Annotated in this window: 17 protein-coding genes; 16 read left to right on the top strand and 1 reads right to left on the bottom strand. The window is 33.7% G+C overall.

From position 1 onward, the window contains the following. From ACREVX_RS16725 to ACREVX_RS16665, 13 genes are all read left to right on the top strand, one after another. The coding region (locus ACREVX_RS16725) for a hypothetical protein (RefSeq protein ID WP_431545354.1) at nt 1-2,210 on the top strand (2,210 nt) is incomplete at its 5' end. An 81-nt stretch (nt 2,211-2,291) separates the two neighbouring features. After that, nucleotides 2,292-3,503: a hypothetical protein gene (locus ACREVX_RS16720; RefSeq protein WP_431545353.1), complete on the top strand. Its 1,212-nt coding sequence runs from the start codon at nt 2,292-2,294 to the stop codon at nt 3,501-3,503. Nucleotides 3,504-3,929: 426 nt separating this feature from the next. Continuing rightward, entirely contained in the window at nt 3,930-7,040 is a 3,111-nt protein-coding gene (locus ACREVX_RS16715) for a BclA C-terminal domain-containing protein (RefSeq protein ID WP_431545352.1), read from the top strand. A 315-nt stretch (nt 7,041-7,355) separates the two neighbouring features. Beyond that, nucleotides 7,356-8,126, top strand: a complete 771-nt coding sequence (gene rfbF, locus ACREVX_RS16710) for a glucose-1-phosphate cytidylyltransferase (RefSeq protein ID WP_431545351.1) — start codon at nt 7,356-7,358, stop codon at nt 8,124-8,126. Beyond that, a complete protein-coding gene (gene rfbG, locus ACREVX_RS16705) occupies nt 8,108-9,211 on the top strand; it encodes a CDP-glucose 4,6-dehydratase (RefSeq protein ID WP_431545350.1) in 1,104 nt (367 codons plus the stop codon). Before rfbF ends, rfbG begins: the two co-directional genes overlap by 19 nt. A gap of 1 nt (nt 9,212) precedes the next feature. Continuing rightward, nucleotides 9,213-10,151 (top strand): NAD-dependent epimerase/dehydratase family protein, encoded by a 939-nt coding sequence (locus ACREVX_RS16700; protein ID WP_431545348.1) that lies wholly within the window; start codon nt 9,213-9,215, stop codon nt 10,149-10,151. Nucleotides 10,152-10,163: 12 nt separating this feature from the next. Continuing rightward, nucleotides 10,164-11,924, top strand: a complete 1,761-nt coding sequence (locus tag ACREVX_RS16695; RefSeq protein ID WP_431545347.1) for a thiamine pyrophosphate-binding protein — start codon at nt 10,164-10,166, stop codon at nt 11,922-11,924. Nucleotides 11,925-12,008: 84 nt separating this feature from the next. Further along, nucleotides 12,009-12,659: a glycosyltransferase family protein gene (locus ACREVX_RS16690; protein WP_431545346.1), complete on the top strand. Its 651-nt coding sequence runs from the start codon at nt 12,009-12,011 to the stop codon at nt 12,657-12,659. A gap of 62 nt (nt 12,660-12,721) precedes the next feature. Continuing rightward, nucleotides 12,722-13,534 carry a DUF4422 domain-containing protein gene (locus tag ACREVX_RS16685; protein ID WP_431545345.1) on the top strand — a complete coding sequence of 271 codons (813 nt, stop codon included), beginning with the start codon at nt 12,722-12,724 and terminating at the stop codon, nt 13,532-13,534. A 39-nt stretch (nt 13,535-13,573) separates the two neighbouring features. Beyond that, nucleotides 13,574-14,926 (top strand): lipopolysaccharide biosynthesis protein RfbH, encoded by a 1,353-nt coding sequence (rfbH, locus tag ACREVX_RS16680; RefSeq protein WP_431545344.1) that lies wholly within the window; start codon nt 13,574-13,576, stop codon nt 14,924-14,926. A 36-nt stretch (nt 14,927-14,962) separates the two neighbouring features. After that, nucleotides 14,963-15,091: a hypothetical protein gene (locus tag ACREVX_RS16675; protein ID WP_431545343.1), complete on the top strand. Its 129-nt coding sequence runs from the start codon at nt 14,963-14,965 to the stop codon at nt 15,089-15,091. Beyond that, a complete protein-coding gene (locus ACREVX_RS16670; protein ID WP_431545342.1) occupies nt 15,072-15,278 on the top strand; it encodes a hypothetical protein in 207 nt (68 codons plus the stop codon). Before ACREVX_RS16675 ends, ACREVX_RS16670 begins: the two co-directional genes overlap by 20 nt. Before the next feature lie 647 nt (nt 15,279-15,925). Continuing rightward, nucleotides 15,926-16,855 (top strand): glycosyltransferase family 2 protein, encoded by a 930-nt coding sequence (locus ACREVX_RS16665; protein ID WP_431545341.1) that lies wholly within the window; start codon nt 15,926-15,928, stop codon nt 16,853-16,855. A 125-nt stretch (nt 16,856-16,980) separates the two neighbouring features. Here the strand turns inward: ACREVX_RS16665 and ACREVX_RS16660 are convergent, their stop codons facing one another. Continuing rightward, complete coding sequence (locus ACREVX_RS16660) at nt 16,981-18,054, bottom strand: tetratricopeptide repeat-containing glycosyltransferase family 2 protein (protein ID WP_431545340.1); 1,074 nt, start codon at nt 18,052-18,054, stop codon at nt 16,981-16,983. 208 nt (nt 18,055-18,262) lie between these two features. Here ACREVX_RS16660 and ACREVX_RS16655 point away from each other — a divergent pair, with 208 nt between their 5' ends. The 3 genes from ACREVX_RS16655 (at nt 18,263) to rbr (ending at nt 20,972) form a co-directional block, all read left to right on the top strand. Then, nucleotides 18,263-19,675 (top strand): glycosyltransferase, encoded by a 1,413-nt coding sequence (locus ACREVX_RS16655; RefSeq protein ID WP_431545339.1) that lies wholly within the window; start codon nt 18,263-18,265, stop codon nt 19,673-19,675. 192 nt (nt 19,676-19,867) lie between these two features. Further along, nucleotides 19,868-20,302 (top strand): DUF5661 family protein, encoded by a 435-nt coding sequence (locus tag ACREVX_RS16650; protein ID WP_431545338.1) that lies wholly within the window; start codon nt 19,868-19,870, stop codon nt 20,300-20,302. Between the two features lie 79 nt (nt 20,303-20,381). Beyond that, nucleotides 20,382-20,972, top strand: coding sequence for a rubrerythrin (gene rbr / locus ACREVX_RS16645; protein ID WP_431545337.1), 591 nt, complete (start codon nt 20,382-20,384; stop codon nt 20,970-20,972). Nucleotides 20,973-21,162 lie beyond the last annotated feature (190 nt).

Here is a 21,162-nt window from a genome sequence, read left to right as displayed (position 1 = left end):
ATACAGGATCAACTGGTGTTACTGGATTTACAGGAGCAACAGGTGTAACCGGAAGTACTGGAGAAACTGGTGTAACTGGAGCAGCCGGAGACACGGGAGCAACTGGAACTACAGGTGAAACCGGAGCAACTGGAGTAACTGGAATTACAGGTGAAACCGGAGCAACTGGAGTAACTGGAATTACAGGTGAAACCGGAAATACTGGAACTACTGGTGCAACTGGAGACACCGGATCAACTGGTGTTACTGGATTTATAGGAGCAACAGGTGTAACCGGAAGTACTGGAGAAACTGGTGTAACTGGAGCACCCGGAGACACGGGAGCAACTGGAACTACAGGTGAAACCGGAGCTACCGGAACTATAGGTTCTACTGGAGCAACGGGAGTAACGGGAACTACTGGTGTAACTGGAGACACCGGATCAACTGGAGCTACTGGAATTACAGGAGCAACCGGAGCAACTGGAGAAACAGGAATAACTGGAACTACAGGTGCAACAGGAGAAACTGGAGTAACTGGTGTTACTGGAGAAACTGGGGTTACTGGGTCAACTGGAGACACGGGAGCTACCGGAACTACTGGAGTAACAGGGGACACAGGACCAACTGGAGCAACGGGAGTAACGGGAACTACTGGTGTAACTGGAATTACAGGTGAAACTGGGGCAACAGGTGATACCGGAACTACTGGAGTAACAGGAACTACTGGTGCAACTGGAATTACAGGTGAAACCGGAGCTACTGGTGTTACTGGGAATACTGGAGTAACAGGCGACACAGGATCAACTGGAGTAACGGGAGATACTGGAGCTACTGGAATTACAGGAGGAACAGGTGCAACAGGAGAAACTGGGGTAACTGGTGATACCGGAACTACTGGAGTAACAGGGGATACAGGATCAACTGGAGCAACGGGAACTACTGGAGCTACTGGAATTACAGGAGAAACTGGAGCAATTGGATCTACAGGTGCAACCGGAGTCACTGGAGCAACGGGAGCCTTTGGTACAACAGCAACAATAGCGAATGTAGGACCCACTGTTAGTTCTCAATTCAATGAATTAAGGACTGCAGAAAAGACACCAATTATTGAATTAATTTCAGTTTATGGATTATCTAATTTAAGAGATATTACTACCACAACAGGAGCAGGTACAGTAGGAAGTAATAATACCGAATTTCAACTAAGTACCACAGCAAGTGGTGCAGATAGCGCAATCTTAGATAGTTCCGAAAGAGGAAGATATGAATCTGGATTAGCTGGAGAGGCAGGAATGGGTGTACGGCTACCAGCCGCTCCAACGGGTGCACAAGTGGCAAGATGGGGACTCTTTGATGCTCAAAACGGTGCTTTCTTCGGTCAAAGTGTAGCGAATGGCATTTTCATAGACATTAGAAGAGCTGGCGTTGACACTATTGTTCCACAGACTTTATGGAATGTAGATAAACTAGATGGTACAGGACCAAGTGGAGCAACTTTGACACTTTCAAGAGGAAATATATTTCAAATCGTATTTACTTGGTATGGTTATGGAGTTATTGAGTTCAGGGTAGTAATACCTGATCCAACGACTCTTGCTCAACAAGTTATTACAGTTAATAGATTTTCACCAACGGGACAAACGAGTTTTGCTGATCCAAATCTACCTCTCCGTGCAGAAATTTCTAATAATACAACGGCGAGTGCATTTAATTTGTTTGTTGGTGGAAGACAGTATAGCATAATAGGTAACTATGAGCCTACTTTCCGTATAACTTCTGAAAGAAGGACGGTTACAGCTACAGCAACATTGACTCCTATAATTTCATACAAAAGAAAAACAGTTTTCCCCGCTGGTTCAGGAAGGACGAACTCTGTCAGTGTGAAACTAGAAGGAATTGACCTTGTGACTTCTGACGATATTTCTTATCAGATAATATTGGGTGGAACAGTTAATGGAGCATTTGTAAACTATCCAACGGCAACCACTAATATTCCTCTTAATGAGACGGCGCTGCAAGTAAACAGCACTTTAACTACTATTTCAGGTGGTCAAGTACTAATACAGGGGTTAGTAGCTGGCGCTAGTTTCTTTGGTCGTACACTAGCATCAGCTAGTTTACTAGATTTCCAGTTGCCTGATACTGAAACTGTAACATTGGCCGTTTTAAATTTGGCAGGTGGAAGTAATTCTGTTTCAGCTACTTTCCAAGTTACTGAAGAATGGTAAAAAGATAAGTATAAAGATAGAGAGGTAGAAAGGGAGAAAGAGAAATATTTATTTCTCCCTATTTTTAAAGGAGGAAATTTAATGTCGGATATTATTATTTCAAATGTTGGTCCAACTGTCAGCTCGCAATTTAATGAGCTAAGAGTTGCAAGAAAATCTCCAATTATAGAATTAACGTCTGTGTATGGAGTATCTGATCTAAGAGACGTTGTTATTACAACAGGTGCCGGAACAGTTACAAATACGGCTACAGAATATAGTGTCAACACCACAGCAAGTGGAGCAGATTCTGCAATTTTAGAAAGTGCAATGAGAGGAAGATATGAACCTGGTTATGCAGGAGAGGCAGGAATCGGTGTTCGTATTCCCGTTTTACCAACAGGAAATCAAATTGCTCAATGGGGGTTATTTGATAGTCAAAATGGTGCTTTCTTTGGTGCAAATAGCACAAATATTTTTGTAACGGTGAGAAGAGGAGGGGTCGATACTGTAATTAATCAGTCCGCCTGGAATGTAGATAAGTTAGATGGAACAGGACCAAGTGGAGCAACATTAACACTAGCTGAAGGGAATATATTTCAAATTGTGTTTACTTGGTATGGGTATGGTGTTATCGAATTTAGAATAGTATTACCTAATCCAACTACTTTAGCACAAGAGGTTATTACGGTTAATCGATTTTCACCTACAGGTCAAACAAGTTTTGTCGACCCAAATCAACCATTAAGAGCACAAGTTACTAACGGTGGAACAGCTACTAGTTTCAATTTATTTGTAGGAGGAAGACAATACAGTATAATTGGGAAATATGAGCCTACTTTTAGAGTGACCTCAGAGCGAAGAACTATTACTAATGTTACTACTACTTTGACACCTGTTATATCTTTTGCTAGGAAAGCAGTTTTTCCAGCGGCGTCGGCAAGAATAAACTCAGTTGAGGTTAGTTTAGAAGAAATTAACATTATCTCGTCAGGTGCTGATTTAGCCTATCAAGTAATACTTGGGGGCACCGTTAATGGCACATTTGTAAATTACCCAACGGCTACTACTATAATTCCTGATAGTGAAACTGCTCTCTTAGTAAACAGAACATCTACAACCATTACTGGTGGAGAAGTAATATTCCAAGGGATTACCTCTGGAGCAGGAGTAATTTCGTCAGTGTTAGCTACTGCTGAATTATTAAGTTTTGCCCTCCCCGATAATGCTATAGTTACGTTAGCCGTGGTTAGAATCGCGGGTGCTGCTACAAATACAGTAAATGCATCATTTAGTGTAACAGAGAGTTGGTAAAGTTATTTTGTAGAAATATTTAAGTAACGGAATTGCATAGCTTCTATATTAGGAACTATGCAATTTTCATTAGTTTGTATTAAATATGTTTTAATAGGCCTATTGTTTATCTTAAATTTTATATAAGAATCTTTTATTATGGTCCTAAGAGATATTACAACTTGTAAATGTAAGTAATGAACGATAGGGTTTGGTATAGACTAAATTATAGCACATTTAATAATTATTAATGTAACGGTTTAATTATTAGTCTCATGGAAGAATAATTGTATATTCGTTCATGGGACTTGTCATTATATTGTAAGTTTTAAAAGAATATAATATATTTATAATTTAAAAATTGTTGAAGCACATTATGATGTAACAGCATAAAATAAAACTGCAATAACATTAAAAGTTGTTGCATATAGAGAGGGAGGTCAAAGTGTGGACACAATAGGTCTTCAATTAGAAAGAACAACAGCTGGAACAATAAATATAAATTCTAATGTAATATTTGATATGCAAGTAAATAGTTATGGAGCTATAGTTTATAACTCATTAACTGGTGAAATAGTAATAAATAAAGCAGGAAGATATTTTATTAATTGGTGGGTAGCGACTCAGTCAGCTATAGGACCAAATAATATAAACTTTTCAATTCAATCATCTCAAGGAGATAACTTGATGGGAGCCTCACCTGTTAAGCAGAATGAAGTTGTTGGTTATGCACTTATACAAGTTGATTCTGCACCAATATCATTAAGGTTAATTAATACAACTTTAAATAGTGTGTTTTACTCTTCTTCAGTACCAATTAAAGCATTTTTAGTATTAGGTGAGATACAAGAAACAGATAGTACAACTGGAATTACAGGTGCAACTGGAGCTACCGGATTAACGGGTGAAACTGGAGGAATTGGTACAACCGGAAATACTGGTGTAACTGGAACTACAGGTGAAACTGGAGCAACGGGAGATACAGGAGCCACTGGAACTATAGGAGATACTGGAATTACAGGTGCAATCGGAAATACTGGTGAAACCGGAGCCACTGGAGTGAGTGGAGTTACTGGAATTACAGGACCTACTGGTTCAACTGGAATTACAGGAACTACGGGTGTAACTGGTGATACCGGAAATACTGGTGTAACTGGAACTACAGGTGCAATAGGATTAACGGGTGAAACAGGTGCAACCGGAAATGCTGGAGTAACAGGAGAAACTGGAGTAACTGGTGTTACTGGAGCAACCGGAGAAACTGGAGTAACAGGTGATACCGGAACTACTGGTGAAACTGGAGCTACAGGAATTACAGGAGAAACTGGAGCCACTGGGGTAACAGGATTTACTGGTGCAACAGGTGTAACAGGAAATACTGGAGTAACAGGTGACACAGGAGCTACTGGAGTAACGGGAACTACAGGAGCCACTGGATCTAAAGGAACTACGGGTGTAACAGGAGCTACTGGAGCAACAGGAGTGACAGGTGATGCTGGAATCACTGGTCCAACAGGTGACACGGGATCAACTGGAGCAACGGGAGATACAGGAGCCACTGGAACTACAGGAGATACTGGAATTACAGGTGTAATCGGAAACACTGGTGAAACCGGAGCCACTGGAGTGACTGGAGTCACTGGAATTACAGGTGTAACCGGAGCAACTGGGGCTACTGGAATCACTGGAACCATTGGAGAAACAGGATTTACTGGTGCAACAGGTGTAACAGGAACTACTGGTGCAACCGGAGACACCGGATCAACTGGTGTTACTGGAGTTACTGGAACAACGGGAGACACGGGAACTACTGGAGCCACAGGTGTTACCGGAATTACAGGAGAAACTGGAGCCACTGGTATAACGGGAAATACAGGAGTAACAGGTGAAACAGGCTCATCATTGTTGTCAGGAAATGTAGTACCAACCTGTGCAATAGGTCAATTCGGAGACACCTATATAGATTTGACTACTGGAGAGGTATATCAAAAATTCTTAATACCCCCTCCACCGACCGTGAGAGCAATTCCAATCCCAACGGGTGCAACATTATTGGTTGGTACTGGCCAACCATTTACTGACATCCAAACGGCTATCAATGCAGCAAGTAACGGCGATCGATTATTGCTTAGTGCCGAAACTTTCACAATCACAGTACCAATAAGTGTTAATAAATCAATTACTATCCAAGGTCAAGGTATAGGCTCCACAACTGTGCAGAAACTAGTACCAACTGTCGGGTCTGACAATATGTTTAATGTTACTGTCCCCGATGTGGTTTTTCAAGATATGAAGATTATTCAAAACTATCCTTCATCATTGACCACAGAAACTATTATCGCAGTGGGGAACTTAACAGCTACAGGTATTTATGTAGACAATTGTGAGATTTCTGCCTGTGAGTTTGGAATAGCTTTGATAGCTACTGAATTCCAAATAACAAATTGTAACTTCACCTATGCACCGCTAGCTGCAGCAAGTAATAGCTATCGCTATATCAATATATCATCTACCTCAGGAGAAAGTATTATTGCCAATAACACATTTGTATCTGACTCAGGACCTACGAATTGTAGATTTATTGATATTACAAATATTTCAGTTGCTGGAGGGACTCTTCAAGGTCAGTTATTAATAGACAATAACAGCCAAGTAGCTTCTCCATTTACTCTCAGACACTTGGTAGTCATCGAGGAATTTATTGGTTTTAATTTCCAATTGTATATTAATAACAATACCACAATAAATGAAGGTAACGTACCAGTCCTACTAAATAGTCCTAATCTTAGTATTTTCAAGTTTATACAGGTTGTAGGAAATAATGTCCAAAACACTGCTGGGAAAGGCCTAATCGGTATTGATACAAGTTCTACAGGCACCACCTATATATCTAGTTCTGGAAATACAATTGCTAACTTGTCATTTGCAGTTGGATGGGCAAGCGCAACAAGTCCAGCTAGTTTCATTGTAGGTTATAGAACAACAATATTACCAGCACCGGTGCTTCTACTTGATTCTTGTTGGCTAGATACAGGTTCTAGTTTAATTGGACCTACAGGTTTTACCGGAGCAACTGGAGTAACAGGAACTACTGGAGTAACAGGAGTTACGGGGGTAACCGGTTCTACAGGAACTACAGGAGCAACTGGAGCGGGACTGGCTGCGTTCGGCTATGTTTATCAACTTGCTATAATAGCTGATGCAACAGTAATCGGTGGTGTTGATGTGCCTTTCAGTAATAATGGACCTTTATCAAATATTACTCATACAGCGGGAACAACTACAATAACAGTTACAACCACTGGGAATTACCAAATTTATTATAGTGTAAACATTACTAGTGGAGTAGGTTCTGCAATCTCAATTGCAATAAATGGAACAGTGGATGCATCTACTACAGTTTCAGTTTTAGTTTCTACTGGAGAAGTTTCTGGAGACGCTATTATATCACTTGTAGCTGGAGACGTAATTACCTTACAAAACAATTCAGCTATTCCATTAACAACTGACTTAGCGCCTTCAATAGGAGCTCAAGTAACTATTATTCGTTTGGATTAGTTTGCTACAAGATGTGAAATATTTATAAGCCATATTCCTATGCTATATTTACTAGGAATGTGGCTTATTTACATAAGGATAATATTTTTAATAAAAAGTATATAGTGGTTAAGAGATACAACATTGATTGATAGGAATACTACAAATAAAACAATATACTAAAAATTAATTTGGTGGTAAATTATTTAAATTCATGTAAGTATATAAATAATTATAAAACATCTTCATAAATAGGCACTTCCTATTTGCATTCCACATAAAGTATAGAGTAAATATAAACTGAATTTTCTTAATTAATTATGGTGGTGAAAATTAATGAAAGTAGTAATACTTTGTGGTGGTAAAGGAACACGTATGCGCGAAGAAACAGAGTATCGTCCTAAACCTCTAGTTGAGATTGGCGGTAAACCTATTTTGTGGCATATAATGAAAATATATTCAAGTTACGGATTTAATGATTTTATTTTATGTGTTGGGTACAAAGGAGAAATGATAAAGCAATATTTTATGGATATGTACTGGAGAAATAATGACTTTACAATGCATTTAAGCGGTGATAGAAAATTAGAATATCATACAAAGGAAGAAGAAAAATGGAATATAACCATTGTTGACACTGGTACTGAAACGCTTACTGGTGGAAGGTTAAAACAGGTAGAGAAGTATATAGATGGTAAGGAATTTATGTTTACTTATGGTGATGGATTAAGCAACGTAAATATCTTAGCACTCTTAGAATTTCATAGGAAAAAAGGTAGGATTGGAACGCTTACAGGAGTAAATCCTATTTCTCCTTTTGGGGTTATGGAGGTTGAAGACGGAATTATTAAGTCGTTTAAAGAAAAACCTATTTTAAAGGACTTGGTCAACGGGGGATTTATGGTATTAAATAAAGATGTTTTTGACTATTTACCTAGTGAAGATTGTTTTTTTGAACAAGAACCCATTAAAAATCTCGCAAAGGATAATGAACTTGCGGTTTATGAGCATAATGGCTTTTGGGTTGCTATAGATACTATAAAAGATGTTCAAGCCGTAAATAAGTTATGGGACAAAGGAGAGCATTTATGGAGTGTAAAGAAGTAGATATGTTTAACAACTTCTATAAGGGCAAAAGAGTTTTAATTACTGGTCATACAGGGTTTAAAGGCTCGTGGCTCTCTATTTGGCTTAAGAAATTAGGAGCTACAGTTATAGGATATGGGCTTGACCCATATACAAAAGATGATAATTTTGTAGTTAGTAAATTAAAGGATAGAGTTACAGATATTAGAGGAGATATTAGAGAGTATAAAAATCTTATAGAAGTTTTTAATATATATAAGCCAGAGATTGTTTTTCACCTAGCAGCTCAAGCATTAGTAAAAGAGTCTTACGTAAATCCAAAGGACACCTATGAAACAAATGTAATGGGGACCCTAAATGTTCTAGAATGTATTAAAAACTCAGGGAGTGTTAAGGTCACCGTTATGATAACTACAGATAAGTGTTATAAAAATATAGAACAGATATGGGGATATAGAGAAGATGATCCAATGGGCGGGTATGATCCTTACAGTTCTAGTAAAGGGTGTTGTGAAATACTGATAGATTCATATAGAAATTCGTTTATTAATCCTAAGAATTATAAATTCCACGGTAAAGCCATAGCTTCTGCTCGTGCAGGAAACGTTATTGGGGGTGGGGACTGGTCAAGAGATAGAATAATCCCTGATTGCATAAGGGCCTTAAAAGAGAATAAAGATATTCAACTTAGAAATCCAAAGGCAATTAGACCTTGGCAGCATGTACTTGAGCCATTAAGTGGATATCTACAACTTGCCTCCAAAATGTATGAAGATGGTGAGAGTTATTGTAGCGGTTGGAATTTTGGACCAGATGGAGATTCTATAGTATCGGTAGGTCGCATTGTAGATGGAATAATTATGGAATGGGGAAGTGGCAAGTGTTTAGATACATCGCAAGAAAATGCACCTCATGAAGCGAATTTATTAAAATTAGATTGTACTAAGGCAAAGACCTATTTAAAATGGTCACCGAAACTCACTGTAGAAGAAGCAATTAAACTTACTGTAGATTGGTATAAACAATCAAATAATAAAGATATGTTTGAAACATGTGTTAATCAAATAGAAAATTACGTAAGTAAAACAGATCACGTGGGAGTTTGATATGGGAAAGGACGTTTTAATTACAGGTGCTAGTGGATTTGTAGGATCTTGTTTAGCTAGAAAGTTACTAAAAGATGGTAATAAGATTCATATAATAACAAGGGATAAAACTAATTTATGGAGACTACAAGATGTATTAAAGGATATAGAAATTCATAATGTAGATTTACTCAATAGTGATGAAATATCTAAATTGGCTAGGATTATATGTATAGATAGTGTTTACCATTTAGCTACTTATGGAGGATATCATTATCAAAGCAAAGTAGATGAAGTTATAAATACAAATGTTATTGGAACGTTTAATTTGTTTCGTGAATTTTCTAAAAAGGGATTAGAAATGTTTGTGAATACTAGCAGTTCCTCAGAATATGGGGAAAAGTTAAAGCCAATGTGCGAGGATATGAACCTAACACCAAATAATATGTATGGTGCAAGTAAGGTAGCTGGTACTACTTTATGCAGCACATATGCAAAAATAAACAAATTGCCTCTAGTAACTCTTAGATTATTTTCACCCTACGGTTATTATGATGCTAAAACCAGATTAATACCAACAGTTATTACCTCATGTCTTTTTGGAAAAGAGCTTAAATTATCTCGCATGGACTCTGTTAGAGACTTTATATTTATTGATGATGTAATTGAAGCTTACTTAGCTACAAGCAAGTTATTTAATAGTTATGGAGAAACATTTAATATAGGAAGTGGATTGCAATATACAACTGAAGAAATTACATGTAATATAGTTAACCTAATTGGTAAGGAAGTAAAAATTAACTGGCAGGATGATCCGAATAGGCAATATGAACCTCGAATGTGGGTTAGTGATAATAAAAAGGTTTATGAAAAACTAAACTGGAAACCTAATGTTGAAATAAATGATGGACTTAATAATACAATAAATTGGTTTAGAGATAATTTACAATTTTATAGGTAGGTGGTAAATACTATGAAGTTATCAGATTATGTTGTAGAGTTTCTAAAAGATAACGGTGTAACGACGATTTTTGGATATCAAGGTGGAGCTATAACTCATTTTGTTGATTCAATATATAAAGCAGATGGAATTAAATTCATATCAAATTATCATGAACAGGCTTCAGCATTTGCCGCTGAGGGTTATGCAAGGGTTAGCGGTAATATAGGAGTATGCACAGCTACTAGTGGACCAGGAGCGACAAACCTTATTACAGGTATAGGAAGTGCTTATTTTGATTCTATTCCATGTTTGTATATAACAGGTCAAGTTAATACCTATGAATATAAGAGATCAATTGAAATAAGACAAGAAGGATTTCAAGAGACTGATATAGTAAGCATAATAAAACCTATAACAAAGTATGCAGTTATGATTAGTTCTCCTGAAAAAATAAAATATTGCTTAGAAAAGGCATTTTATATAGCAAAAGATGGTAGGCCGGGACCTGTTTTATTAGATATACCTATGAACATTCAAAGGGCTGAAATTAACCCACGCGAGCTAATAGGTTTTTATGAATCAGAAGAATATAAAAGTGCAATAAAGAAAGAAGTAAATATAGAAGATGTCAGTAGAGTAATAGACTTAATAAAGGAAAGTGAAAGACCTGTGATACTAGCGGGTGGAGGAATTAGGCTCGCAAAGGCAGTTGGAAGTTTGGAGAAATTTATAGACATAACGGGTATCCCTGTAGTTAGCACTTTAATGGGGATAGACAGTGTAAATCATGGGCATAAGTGTTACGTAGGGTACATGGGAGCTTATGGAAATAGGTATTCAAATTTAGCAGTGGCTAATTGTGATTTATTAATAGTTTTAGGTTCTAGATTAACGACCAGACAGACAAGTTCTATAACTGACAGTTTTGCAAGGCAGGCTAAAATAGTCCATGTAGATATAGATAAAAATGAACTTAATATTAAAGTGAAAGAAGATTTAACTATAGAGTGTGATTTATTTCTATTTCTAAAAAAATTAAATAAAGGTATAGAAGAACTTGATTATAAGTTTAATTTCAGTTCTTGGATAAATAAAATAAGTAGTTATAAAAAAATGTATCCATCATTTAAAGCTAATACAGATATAAATGAAATAGACCCTAATGAATTTATGAATAGAATAAGTGGAATTCTAAATCCAAATTCTATAATATGTTTAGATATAGGTCAAAACCAAATTTGGGCATCTCAATCTTTGAGGCTTCTTAAGAATCAAAGATTATTAAACGCGGGTGGAATGGGACCTATGGGATTTGGTCTGCCAGCAGCTATAGGAGCATGGCATGCTAAACCTAATTATAAAGTAGTTGTGATTACTGGTGATGGTGGAATTCAAATGAATATCCAAGAGCTACAAACTATTGCCCGGGAAAAGATACCTATAAAGATAATCATCATGAACAATAATGCTTTAGGTATGATTAGACATTTTCAAGAAATGTATTTTGAATCAAATTATAGTGGAACTATAGATGGATATTCTGTTCCAAACTTTATGAAAATCAGTGAAGCTTATGGAATAAAGTCATTTAAAATAAGTAATGAAAATCAGATAAATGAATTAAAAGGAAGATTGAATGATGATGAAAGCTATGTCATAGAGGTGGAACTTAAAAATATAACTTATGTAATTCCAAAGCTTGGTATAGGCAAACCAATAGAAGATCAAGAACCCCTAATAAATAGAAATGAGTTTAAAGAAAATATGATAATTGATTTGTATAAGTCATAATAGGTGGCGATAATTGCAAAGATAGTTTAAGGTTAATATTTTCTCCTCAAATAAAATTAAAGTGAAATATGGGAGGACTTTGTTGTGAATAATAAGGTAAGTTTTATAATAGCAGTAAATGATGAAGTAGTATTTAAAAAATGTGAATTGTATATAAATAACTTGATAATACCTAATGAATTTCATATAGAGATAATTCCTGTAAGAAACGCAGAATATTTAACTAAAGCTTATAACAAGTGCATGTTTAGCTCTGATTCTAAATATAAAGTATATCTCCATCAAGACGTATTTATTATAAATAGAAATTTTATACTTGATATGTTGAAAGTGTTTGAAGATGGCGATATAGGTGTTATTGGAATGTGTGGAGCTAAATCTATACCGGAAAGTGGAATATGGTGGGAGAGTTCTGAAACTGTTGGAGAGGTATATGAGAGTCATACAGGTATTATGGGACTACTTAAATTTAATGAAATCGAATTTGCATTTGATGAGGTAGCGGCGGTTGATGGGTTCATAATAATAACGCAATATGATATTCCTTGGAGGGAAGATATATTTAAGAGTTGGCATTTTTATGATATGTCGCAATGCGCGGAGTTTAGAAAACTGGATTATAAAGTGGTGGTACCTAAGCAAATTACGCCTTGGTGCGTTCACGATTGCGGAATTGTAAATACGATAAATGGATTTGATGAAAATAGATTAATATTTATAAAAAACTATAATTAAAGGTTGGTTCGTATAATTAAATTGATTTTCAATGAAGGGTAAAAAATAAGGGCGGTGAAACTATGGATTTAAATGAATTAGTAGATATATATGTTATTAGTCATAAACCTTATAAAATGGTAAAGTCTGAAATATTTACACCTATATATACTAAAAGAGAAATTGTACCTGGTGATTATACCATATTATGTTCTGACGAAGGGGATAATATGGCTAGCGAAAATTCACTATATGCTGAGTTTTCAACTTACTATTGGGTGTGGAAAAACATGAAAATACAAAAGTATGTAGGATTTTTTCAATATAGAAGATATATATCCTTTAAAGATAATGTAACTGGTACTGATAATCTTAGTGAAGTTATAGATAAATATGGTTGGGATAAGGAAGGTCTCAAGAATATTTTAGAAGATTGTGATGTATTAGTACCTACATCGTTAAATTTCAGAATGTTTGGACTTGGTAATATGTGGACTCAACACAATATGTGGCATAAAGGTTTATATTTAAATACGGCTTTAGAAATTATTAAGGAAAAGTATCCTAGTTATGAAGGAGATTGTTTTACAGCTTTGCTTAGCACGGAAGTTTATTATATTAATTTATTTATAATGCGAGGAGATTTATTTGATAAGTATATGACTTGGATAATGGATATTTTTGGAGAAATTAAGAAGAGACTAAACCCTGATCCCAATGTTAAGGATTTTGCATATTTAGGTGAACGATTATTTAATATTTTTTTAATACATCATCAAAGAACAGAGAATATAAAGATTAAAATAAAACAACCAGTTTATCTAAAAGAAAATGCTTCTGGCGAGACAGAATTTTGGATAGGAAATGAAACACATATTCCAGAAGCAAGTGAATAAAAAAATTAACTAAGAAAAATTGATTAAGGAGGCAGATTATTGTCAAATAAAGAAAGTTTATTAAGGCTAAAGATATTAGAAAACGTTAAGGAATATTATGATGAGGTTTTTAAAAATAAAGAAGAGTGGAAAGAAGGCAACAAAATAAACTACGGAGGAAGATATTTTGATGAGGACGAAATGATAAACCTTACTGAGGCTACACTTGATTTTTGGCTTACAACGGGTAGATTCTGCGACAAATTTGAAAAAGAGTTTGCACAGTTTTTAGGTGTGAAATATTGTTCATTAACTAATTCTGGGTCATCAGCAAATCTTCTTGCATTTATGGCGCTTACTTCCCCTAAATTAAAAGAACGGAGAATAGAAAAAGGAGATGAAGTTATAACAGTTGCAGCGGGTTTTCCAACTACTGTAGCTCCAATACTTCAATATGGAGCAGTGCCAGTATTTGTAGATATAACACTTCCAACTTACAATATTGATGTTAATTTATTAGAAGAGGCATTATCAAGTAAAACTAAAGCCATTCTCATAGCTCATACACTAGGTAATCCTTTTAATTTAAAAAGGGTTAAAGAATTTTGTGATAAAAATAATTTATGGTTAATAGAAGATAATTGCGATGCTCTGGGTTCGCAATATGAATATAAAGGAGAATTAAAGTATACAGGAACAATTGGAGACATAGGGACTTCAAGCTTTTATCCACCGCATCATATTACTATGGGCGAAGGGGGTGCTGTATACACAAATAGTGTTATGTTAAGTAGAATAATAGAATCTTTTAGAGATTGGGGAAGGGATTGTTATTGTAAATCAGGGTGTGATAATACTTGCAAAAAAAGGTTTGCTATAAAATACGGAGATATGCCTCTTGGTTATGATCATAAATATATTTATTCACATTTAGGATATAATTTGAAAGTTACAGAAATGCAAGCATCAATAGGGTGCGCGCAGTTAAAGAAGTTACCTGAATTTATAGAAAGAAGAATAGAGAATTGGGAACTACTAAAAAACAAATTAAAGCATTTAGATAAATATTTAATTTTACCTGAGGCTGAGAAAAATGCTAAACCTAGTTGGTTTGGTTTTTTGATGACAATTAAAGATTCATCTATAAATAGAAGGGATTTACTTGAGTATTTAGAGGCTAAAGGAATTCAAACTAGGTTGCTATTTGCAGGAAACATTACAAGGCAACCATTATTTGAAGAATATAAAAAAAATAAAGATTCATATAGAATTGTAGGAGAACTTAAAAATACAGATTTAATTACTACTAATTCATTTTGGTTAGGCGTTTATCCAGGAATAAATGAAAATATGATAAATTATATGGTATCCAATATCGAAGAATATATATTAAAAAATATAAGTAAAAAATAAAACAAGATTGCTATGTTATAAATGGAGGATGGTTCCATGAATGAAAATAATAAAATAAGGCCAATTTTGACTATAGCTATTCCAACCTTTAATAGGGAGATGTATCTTTGTAAATGCCTTGAAAATGTTTATAGTCAAATAGGTAATGATTCTAGATATGATTGAGGGAAATTGTGATTGTGATGTAATGTTTCTGCCAGGTGCTAATGATGTTTTTAGCGTTAAACGTGGAGCGGGGCTTAGTAATTATATAGTTGATGCTAAAAACATTAGTGGTATTACTGGGATGGTTATATGTAATGATGTTATAAAAAAGTTGACGATAAAGAAAAGTTTCTATATTCTGATTTGAATCATATGTATATTCAACTAAAAATGTTAACTATTGCGTTCTAAGGGGACCTATCCCAAGATATGATTGTGCCTCGGCAGGGTTTTCTGGATATAATGTTATGCAAGTTATTATGAAAATTATATAGATATACTTTCTAATTTTGAGGGCGATGGATTAACAAGTGCCGAGATAAAATTCCGGAAATACTTTTTATTATCTTTGCTTTTCCCGTTTTTAAGATGGGTAATTAATGCGAATATGTCATTAAGTTTAGACAATTCAGTAGAATTATTTAAGCTATATTACTCTGGGGAAGAATATTTTGAGGAAAAGTTAGCAGTGCTAAGAAGTATATTAGCATTAAAGAGATAATAAATAGATGATTCAAAAGGAGTATTAGGGCATGAATAATAACATCCCGATTTTAACTATAGGAATTCCAACCTTTAATAGAGCTACATTTTTAGAAACATAAGGTTCTTAGTTCAATAATCTTTCCAAGTATTGATGCAGTATTAAGCAGAGGTATTATTTTAAAATGGATGGTCTTGAAAAAGCGTATACTAAATATTATTCAGGCGAAATATATTACCACCAAAAGCTAAATGAAATCAAAAGTTTATTAAAATTAGTATTGTTATGTACTATTTAAGGAGAAGTAATTTATGAGCAATGACACTACCAAGGGAAACGTAAAAGAGTTAAATAAAAGGCCTGTGCTTACTATAGGTATTCCAACATATAATCGGGCTGAGTTTTTAAGAAAGCTACTTGAGAACATATACTCTCAGGTTGGTAATAATTATAGATTTGAAGTAGTAGTATGTGACAATGCTTCTACAGATAATACTTCAATAATTATTGATGAATACAAAGAGAAATATGATACTTTAGTATATTGTAAAAATCAAGAGAATATAGGAGTATCAAAAAATATACAAAAGGTGTTAGATATATCAAATGGAGAATATATTAATTTACATGGTGATGATGATTTTTTTAATGAAGGGGTTTATAGTGCGATAATTAATATGATTAACGCTAATAGAGATTGTGATCTAATGTATTTATCTATGAAGTGGCACCCGCTAATTATAAATCGTGGTAGTGGTATGAGCGATTATCAGATAGATTCAGGGACGGGAGGATGGATTACCGGTATGGTTTTGAAAAATGATGCCTATAAGAAAATACCTCTAAAAGAGAAGTTCTTATACTCAAGTCTTAACCATATATATATCCAACTTGAACTTTTACGATCTAATCCTAATTACTGCATCTTGAGTGGAGAAATTAATAGACCAGATACAGGGTCAGCAGGTGCGTCTGGTTATAATATTATGGAAGTAGCTATAAAAAATTATTTAGATATATTGTATAGCTTTAGAGGCAATGGATTAACGGATGCTGAGATAGAGTATCATAAACTTGCATCACTAAATATTACATTTCCATTAGTTCGTTGGATCCTGGAAACTAAGTTGCCACTAAGCATCGATGGAGGAATAAATATATTTACAAGATATTACTTGGGGGAACCATACTTTAAAACTAAATTAGAAGAACTAAAGGTTATACTAGATTTAAAAGTATAATAATAAGAATTCCCCTAGGCATGATATCATATGTTTAGGGGAAATTTAACGTCCATATTTTGTGTTGGCGTTTTTTTTAGTTGCAGCATGCACTTTAAATTATGTCTCTAATTATCTGCTTGTGTTTATACAGAAGTTCTTTCGTAATATTCTCTATTTAAACGTACTGCTGTAGAATTAGGTTTATACTTCGCTGCCTTATCGTTAAACTTAACTGACAATTCTCTGTTGCCTAATCTGTCATAACAAACAGAAAGTTGAATATTGGGTATATAACCCCAGAAATCATGAGATATAAACCCCCAGCTATTAACTGGTTTGTCAAGACTGTCTGCAAGCTTATACCAGAAGATGGCCTTAGTATAATCTAAAGTTTCAAAGTAGTAAGTCCCTAAATTACAACATATTTCAGCTCTTGGAGTATCATATTCAAAGCTTCTAAGGAGTATTTTAAGCATGCTTTTTTTATCACCTATAATGTCATAACACTTAGAAAGATCAAAACAGGAACTTATATTATCTTCTACCCAGCCCTTTTCTGTATCTAAAAATTCATTGAAATATTGGATTGCATCTTTGGTAAATCCATTCTGAAATAATTCCCTAGAATAATAGAAAAGCCCTCTTGGGCTTAATTCTATGCCCTCGGAAAGTAAGTTTTTATAAATTGTAATATTTCTACCTGGAACTGCTGCATGTTCTTTTTTGTGAGTTATACATATATCGGTATTTATAGTATTTCCGCCTATTATTAAACATTCATGGACAGGTTCCATCCATAAAGCATGGTTTGTTCGTTTGGATAAACGTTCTCTAAAATATGAAAGCGAAACAGAACCATTTTCATCAAATCCTACGTTATACATCATCATTACATTATCTACATCTAGAGATAATGTTTCTTTAAGATTCTTAAATTTTATAATATCATCCGCGAGAATAACATCATCAGCATCTAGCCAAAGAATATAATCTTTAGTTGCTTTAGAAAAAGCATTATTTCTAGCTGCGGAAAAATCATTAATCCACTCAAAATTAAATATATTATCTGTATACTTTAAAGCGATATTCTTTGTGTTATCTGTAGAACCTGTATCGACTATTATTATTTCATCAACAATGCCTTGCACGCTATCGAGGCATCTACCTAAAACATCTTCTTCGTTTTTTACAATCATACATAAACTAATAGTTACCATATAATCCTCCTAAAATAAACTTACAGTCTATAATATGCTAGGGATTGGAATAGGAAACATGTTTATAAAAAATGGTAAATGTATTTTAATATTTGTAAGTTAGAAAGTAGGAATTTATAAGAGGAAGGTACATATTTTTAATGTTATGCATAATATGAAATTAGAGTCTAATTTGTGATAACTAAGTGTTAGAGGAAGGGATTAAATAATGATTGAAAATGAAATGAAGTTAGAAAATAGAAAAACTTCGATTATAATCTTAACTTACAATAATCTTATGTATAATAAAATTTGCATTGATAGCATAAGAAAATATACTAAAGAGAATACCTACGAAATTATTGTAGTGGATAATAATTCTACTGATGGAACACGAGAGTGGCTTAAACAGCAAAAAGATATAGTAGTTATTTTGAATGATGAGAATGTAGGATTTCCAAAGGGATGTAATATAGGGATAGATGTATCGGGGAAAGAAAATGATATTTTGTTATTAAATAATGACACTATAGTTACTCCAAGGTGGCTTGATAATCTTAAAACATGTCTTTACAGTGATGATAAAATTGGAGCGGCTGCATCTATAACTAATAAGTGCTCTAATTATCAGTCGGTAAGTGTGCCTTATAGTGATGTTAAAGATATGATTCCATTCGCGGATGCTAATAATAGAACAAACGCCCATAAGTGGGAGGAAAAGGTTAGGCTTGTGGCATTTTGTATGATAATAAAGAGAGAAGTTCTTAATAAAATTGGTATTTTGGATGAAAGATTTACACCAGGAAATTTTGAAGATGATGATTTGAGTATGAGAATTATAGATGAGGAATATAGATTAATGCTTTGTAATGACAGCTTTATACACCATTTTGGAAGTTCATCTTTTAATAAAAATTATACTAAATTTAATAACCTCTTAAAGATAAATAGTAAAAAATTTGAGGACAAGTGGGGCTTTAATTCAAGCTTCGCGAGCACACTGAAATTTGACATAATAGAACGTATAAATGAGCCGAAAGAAAAAGAACTAAATATTTTTGAGTTTGATTGTGGACTCGGAGCTACATTACTTAAATTAAAATATATGTACCCAAATGCTAAAATATATGGTTGCGAAACAAATGAATGTTTAGCAAGGCTAGGCGGAAATATATTAGAGTTGATAAGTTATGATTTTGAAGAAGATTATAACATGAATTTTAAAGAAAGCAAGGTGAATTTTTTTGATTATATAATTCTTGGGAATAGACTTCAATTAAGTAAAGATCCATGGACATTATTAAATGAACTAAAAAGATTTTTAAAGCCAGGAGGATATATAATTGCGACTATTCCTAACATAATGCACCACTCAGTTATAAAAGAGTTATTAAGCGGAAGTTTTATGTATAGTGAAAATTCTATTCTAAATAGAAGTAATAATAAGTTTTTTACTTTACCAGATATATGCAAGATATTTGATGAGTGTGGATATATTAATCCATTTATATTTCATTATAGGAGTGAATTAACATTGGATGACAATAAGCTATTAAATAGTATTTGTAGTATTGTAGGTCAAGAGATGAAAGAATATTTTTTATCTTATGAGTACGTAGCTAAATATCAGAAAAGTATATAAAAATTATGTCCTATAATTAATTTGTAGGACATATAAAAATGTAAAATATTGAAAAAAGATACGATTAACTGACGATGAATGTTGAAATATGATGATAAACATGATATAATATAAATAGAATATTCTAAATTTTCCTTAAGTATGTAAAGTATAATTTTAGATTATACAATTATTTTAATGGAGGGTGATATTATGTCAAAAGAAAAAATATTTACTAGTCAGCAAGCTAAAGAGATAGGTGAGGAACTTGGAATAAATTGGGCGAAATTTAATATAGAGCAATTTAGAATGGGAATGATGGTTGAACTTGAGCACGGTATAACAGATCCAGATACAGATGTTACAAATAATGATCCAATACTTACAGGTAAAATTGCACTTGCACATTTAACTGAATTTCCTGATTACTATACTAGACTTGAAATAATGGAAGATGAAGCAGAAGAATATTGGGGAAATCAAAGTGCGGTAGATAAGGAATCAGAAGATGGTATAGGTACTAAAAAAATATTCACTGCAGAAAATGATGATCGCGAAGATGAAAGTGATAGTACTGTAATTAAGGAATCAGAAGATAAAATAGATTCAGAATTTATTATTGTTTCCGGAATGGGGAAGAAACTTTAAATTGTGGGATTATATATTCTAGAATTATTAATTTTGGAATATATTTAAAGAAACACATATGCAAATAGAGGAGGACAAAATGATAAAATTAAAAGGAACAAAAACAGCCGAAAATCTTTTAAAATCTTTTGCAGGAGAATCTCAAGCGAGAAATAGATATACTTTTTATGCATCTATAGCTAAAAAAGAAGGTTACGTGCAAATTCAGAACATATTTACAGAAACAGCAGGTAATGAGAAAGAACATGCAGAAAGGTTTTTTAAATTTTTAGCAAACAGTGATTTAAATGGTGATGCAGTTGTTATTAATGATGCAGGATATCCTGTTTTCCTTGGTGATACAAAAGGAAATTTATTAGCAGCAGCGGCTGGTGAGAATGAAGAATGGACAACGCTATATCCTCAATTTGCAAAAGATGCAAAAGAAGAAGGTTTTTCTGACATTGCATTTGTATATACAAAAATTTCTGAGGTTGAGAAAAAACATGAAGAAAGATATATAAAACTAGCTAAAAATATAGAAGATGGAACTGTATTTAAAAAAGCTGAAAAAACTTTATGGAAGTGCACTAATTGTGGATATATTTCTGAAGGTAAAGAAGCACCAGAAATTTGCCCAGCCTGTGCTCATCCAAAAGCTTATTTTGAAATATTAGCAGAAAACTATTAATAGATATATTATAAAAAATAATTTTCAGAAAATGATTGGAGAAGTGTGTAAAACTCACATCTCTAATCATTTTTTTGTTTTATGAATTCAAAGGTAGTAATGATGTACATTTTGGGATAAAATAAAAGGAGATTTATTTAAAGAATAGCTTTCTTAAGTAACATAAAATATATTGTGTTTGGAGGATTTA

The sequence above is a fragment of the Clostridium sp. genome (assembly GCF_050717545.1).
In the GTDB taxonomy this organism is placed as follows: Bacteria; Bacillota; Clostridia; order Clostridiales; family Clostridiaceae; genus Clostridium_AD.
Note: the sequence above shows the minus strand (reverse complement) of the source record. Positions and strands in the feature narration are given on the sequence as shown.

Coding starts and splice junctions, on each gene's coding strand:
- ACREVX_RS16670 (WP_431545342.1), top strand. CDS start 15,072: ATGATTCTAGATATGATTGAGGGAAATTGTGATTGTGATGTAATGTTT.
- ACREVX_RS16650 (WP_431545338.1), top strand. CDS start 19,868: ATGTCAAAAGAAAAAATATTTACTAGTCAGCAAGCTAAAGAGATAGGT.
- ACREVX_RS16660 (WP_431545340.1), bottom strand. CDS start 18,054: ATGGTAACTATTAGTTTATGTATGATTGTAAAAAACGAAGAAGATGTT.
- ACREVX_RS16665 (WP_431545341.1), top strand. CDS start 15,926: ATGAGCAATGACACTACCAAGGGAAACGTAAAAGAGTTAAATAAAAGG.
- ACREVX_RS16655 (WP_431545339.1), top strand. CDS start 18,263: ATGATTGAAAATGAAATGAAGTTAGAAAATAGAAAAACTTCGATTATA.
- rbr (WP_431545337.1), top strand. CDS start 20,382: ATGATAAAATTAAAAGGAACAAAAACAGCCGAAAATCTTTTAAAATCT.
- ACREVX_RS16685 (WP_431545345.1), top strand. CDS start 12,722: ATGGATTTAAATGAATTAGTAGATATATATGTTATTAGTCATAAACCT.
- ACREVX_RS16720 (WP_431545353.1), top strand. CDS start 2,292: ATGTCGGATATTATTATTTCAAATGTTGGTCCAACTGTCAGCTCGCAA.
- ACREVX_RS16675 (WP_431545343.1), top strand. CDS start 14,963: ATGAATGAAAATAATAAAATAAGGCCAATTTTGACTATAGCTATTCCA.
- ACREVX_RS16695 (WP_431545347.1), top strand. CDS start 10,164: ATGAAGTTATCAGATTATGTTGTAGAGTTTCTAAAAGATAACGGTGTA.
- rfbF (WP_431545351.1), top strand. CDS start 7,356: ATGAAAGTAGTAATACTTTGTGGTGGTAAAGGAACACGTATGCGCGAA.
- ACREVX_RS16700 (WP_431545348.1), top strand. CDS start 9,213: ATGGGAAAGGACGTTTTAATTACAGGTGCTAGTGGATTTGTAGGATCT.
- rfbG (WP_431545350.1), top strand. CDS start 8,108: ATGGAGTGTAAAGAAGTAGATATGTTTAACAACTTCTATAAGGGCAAA.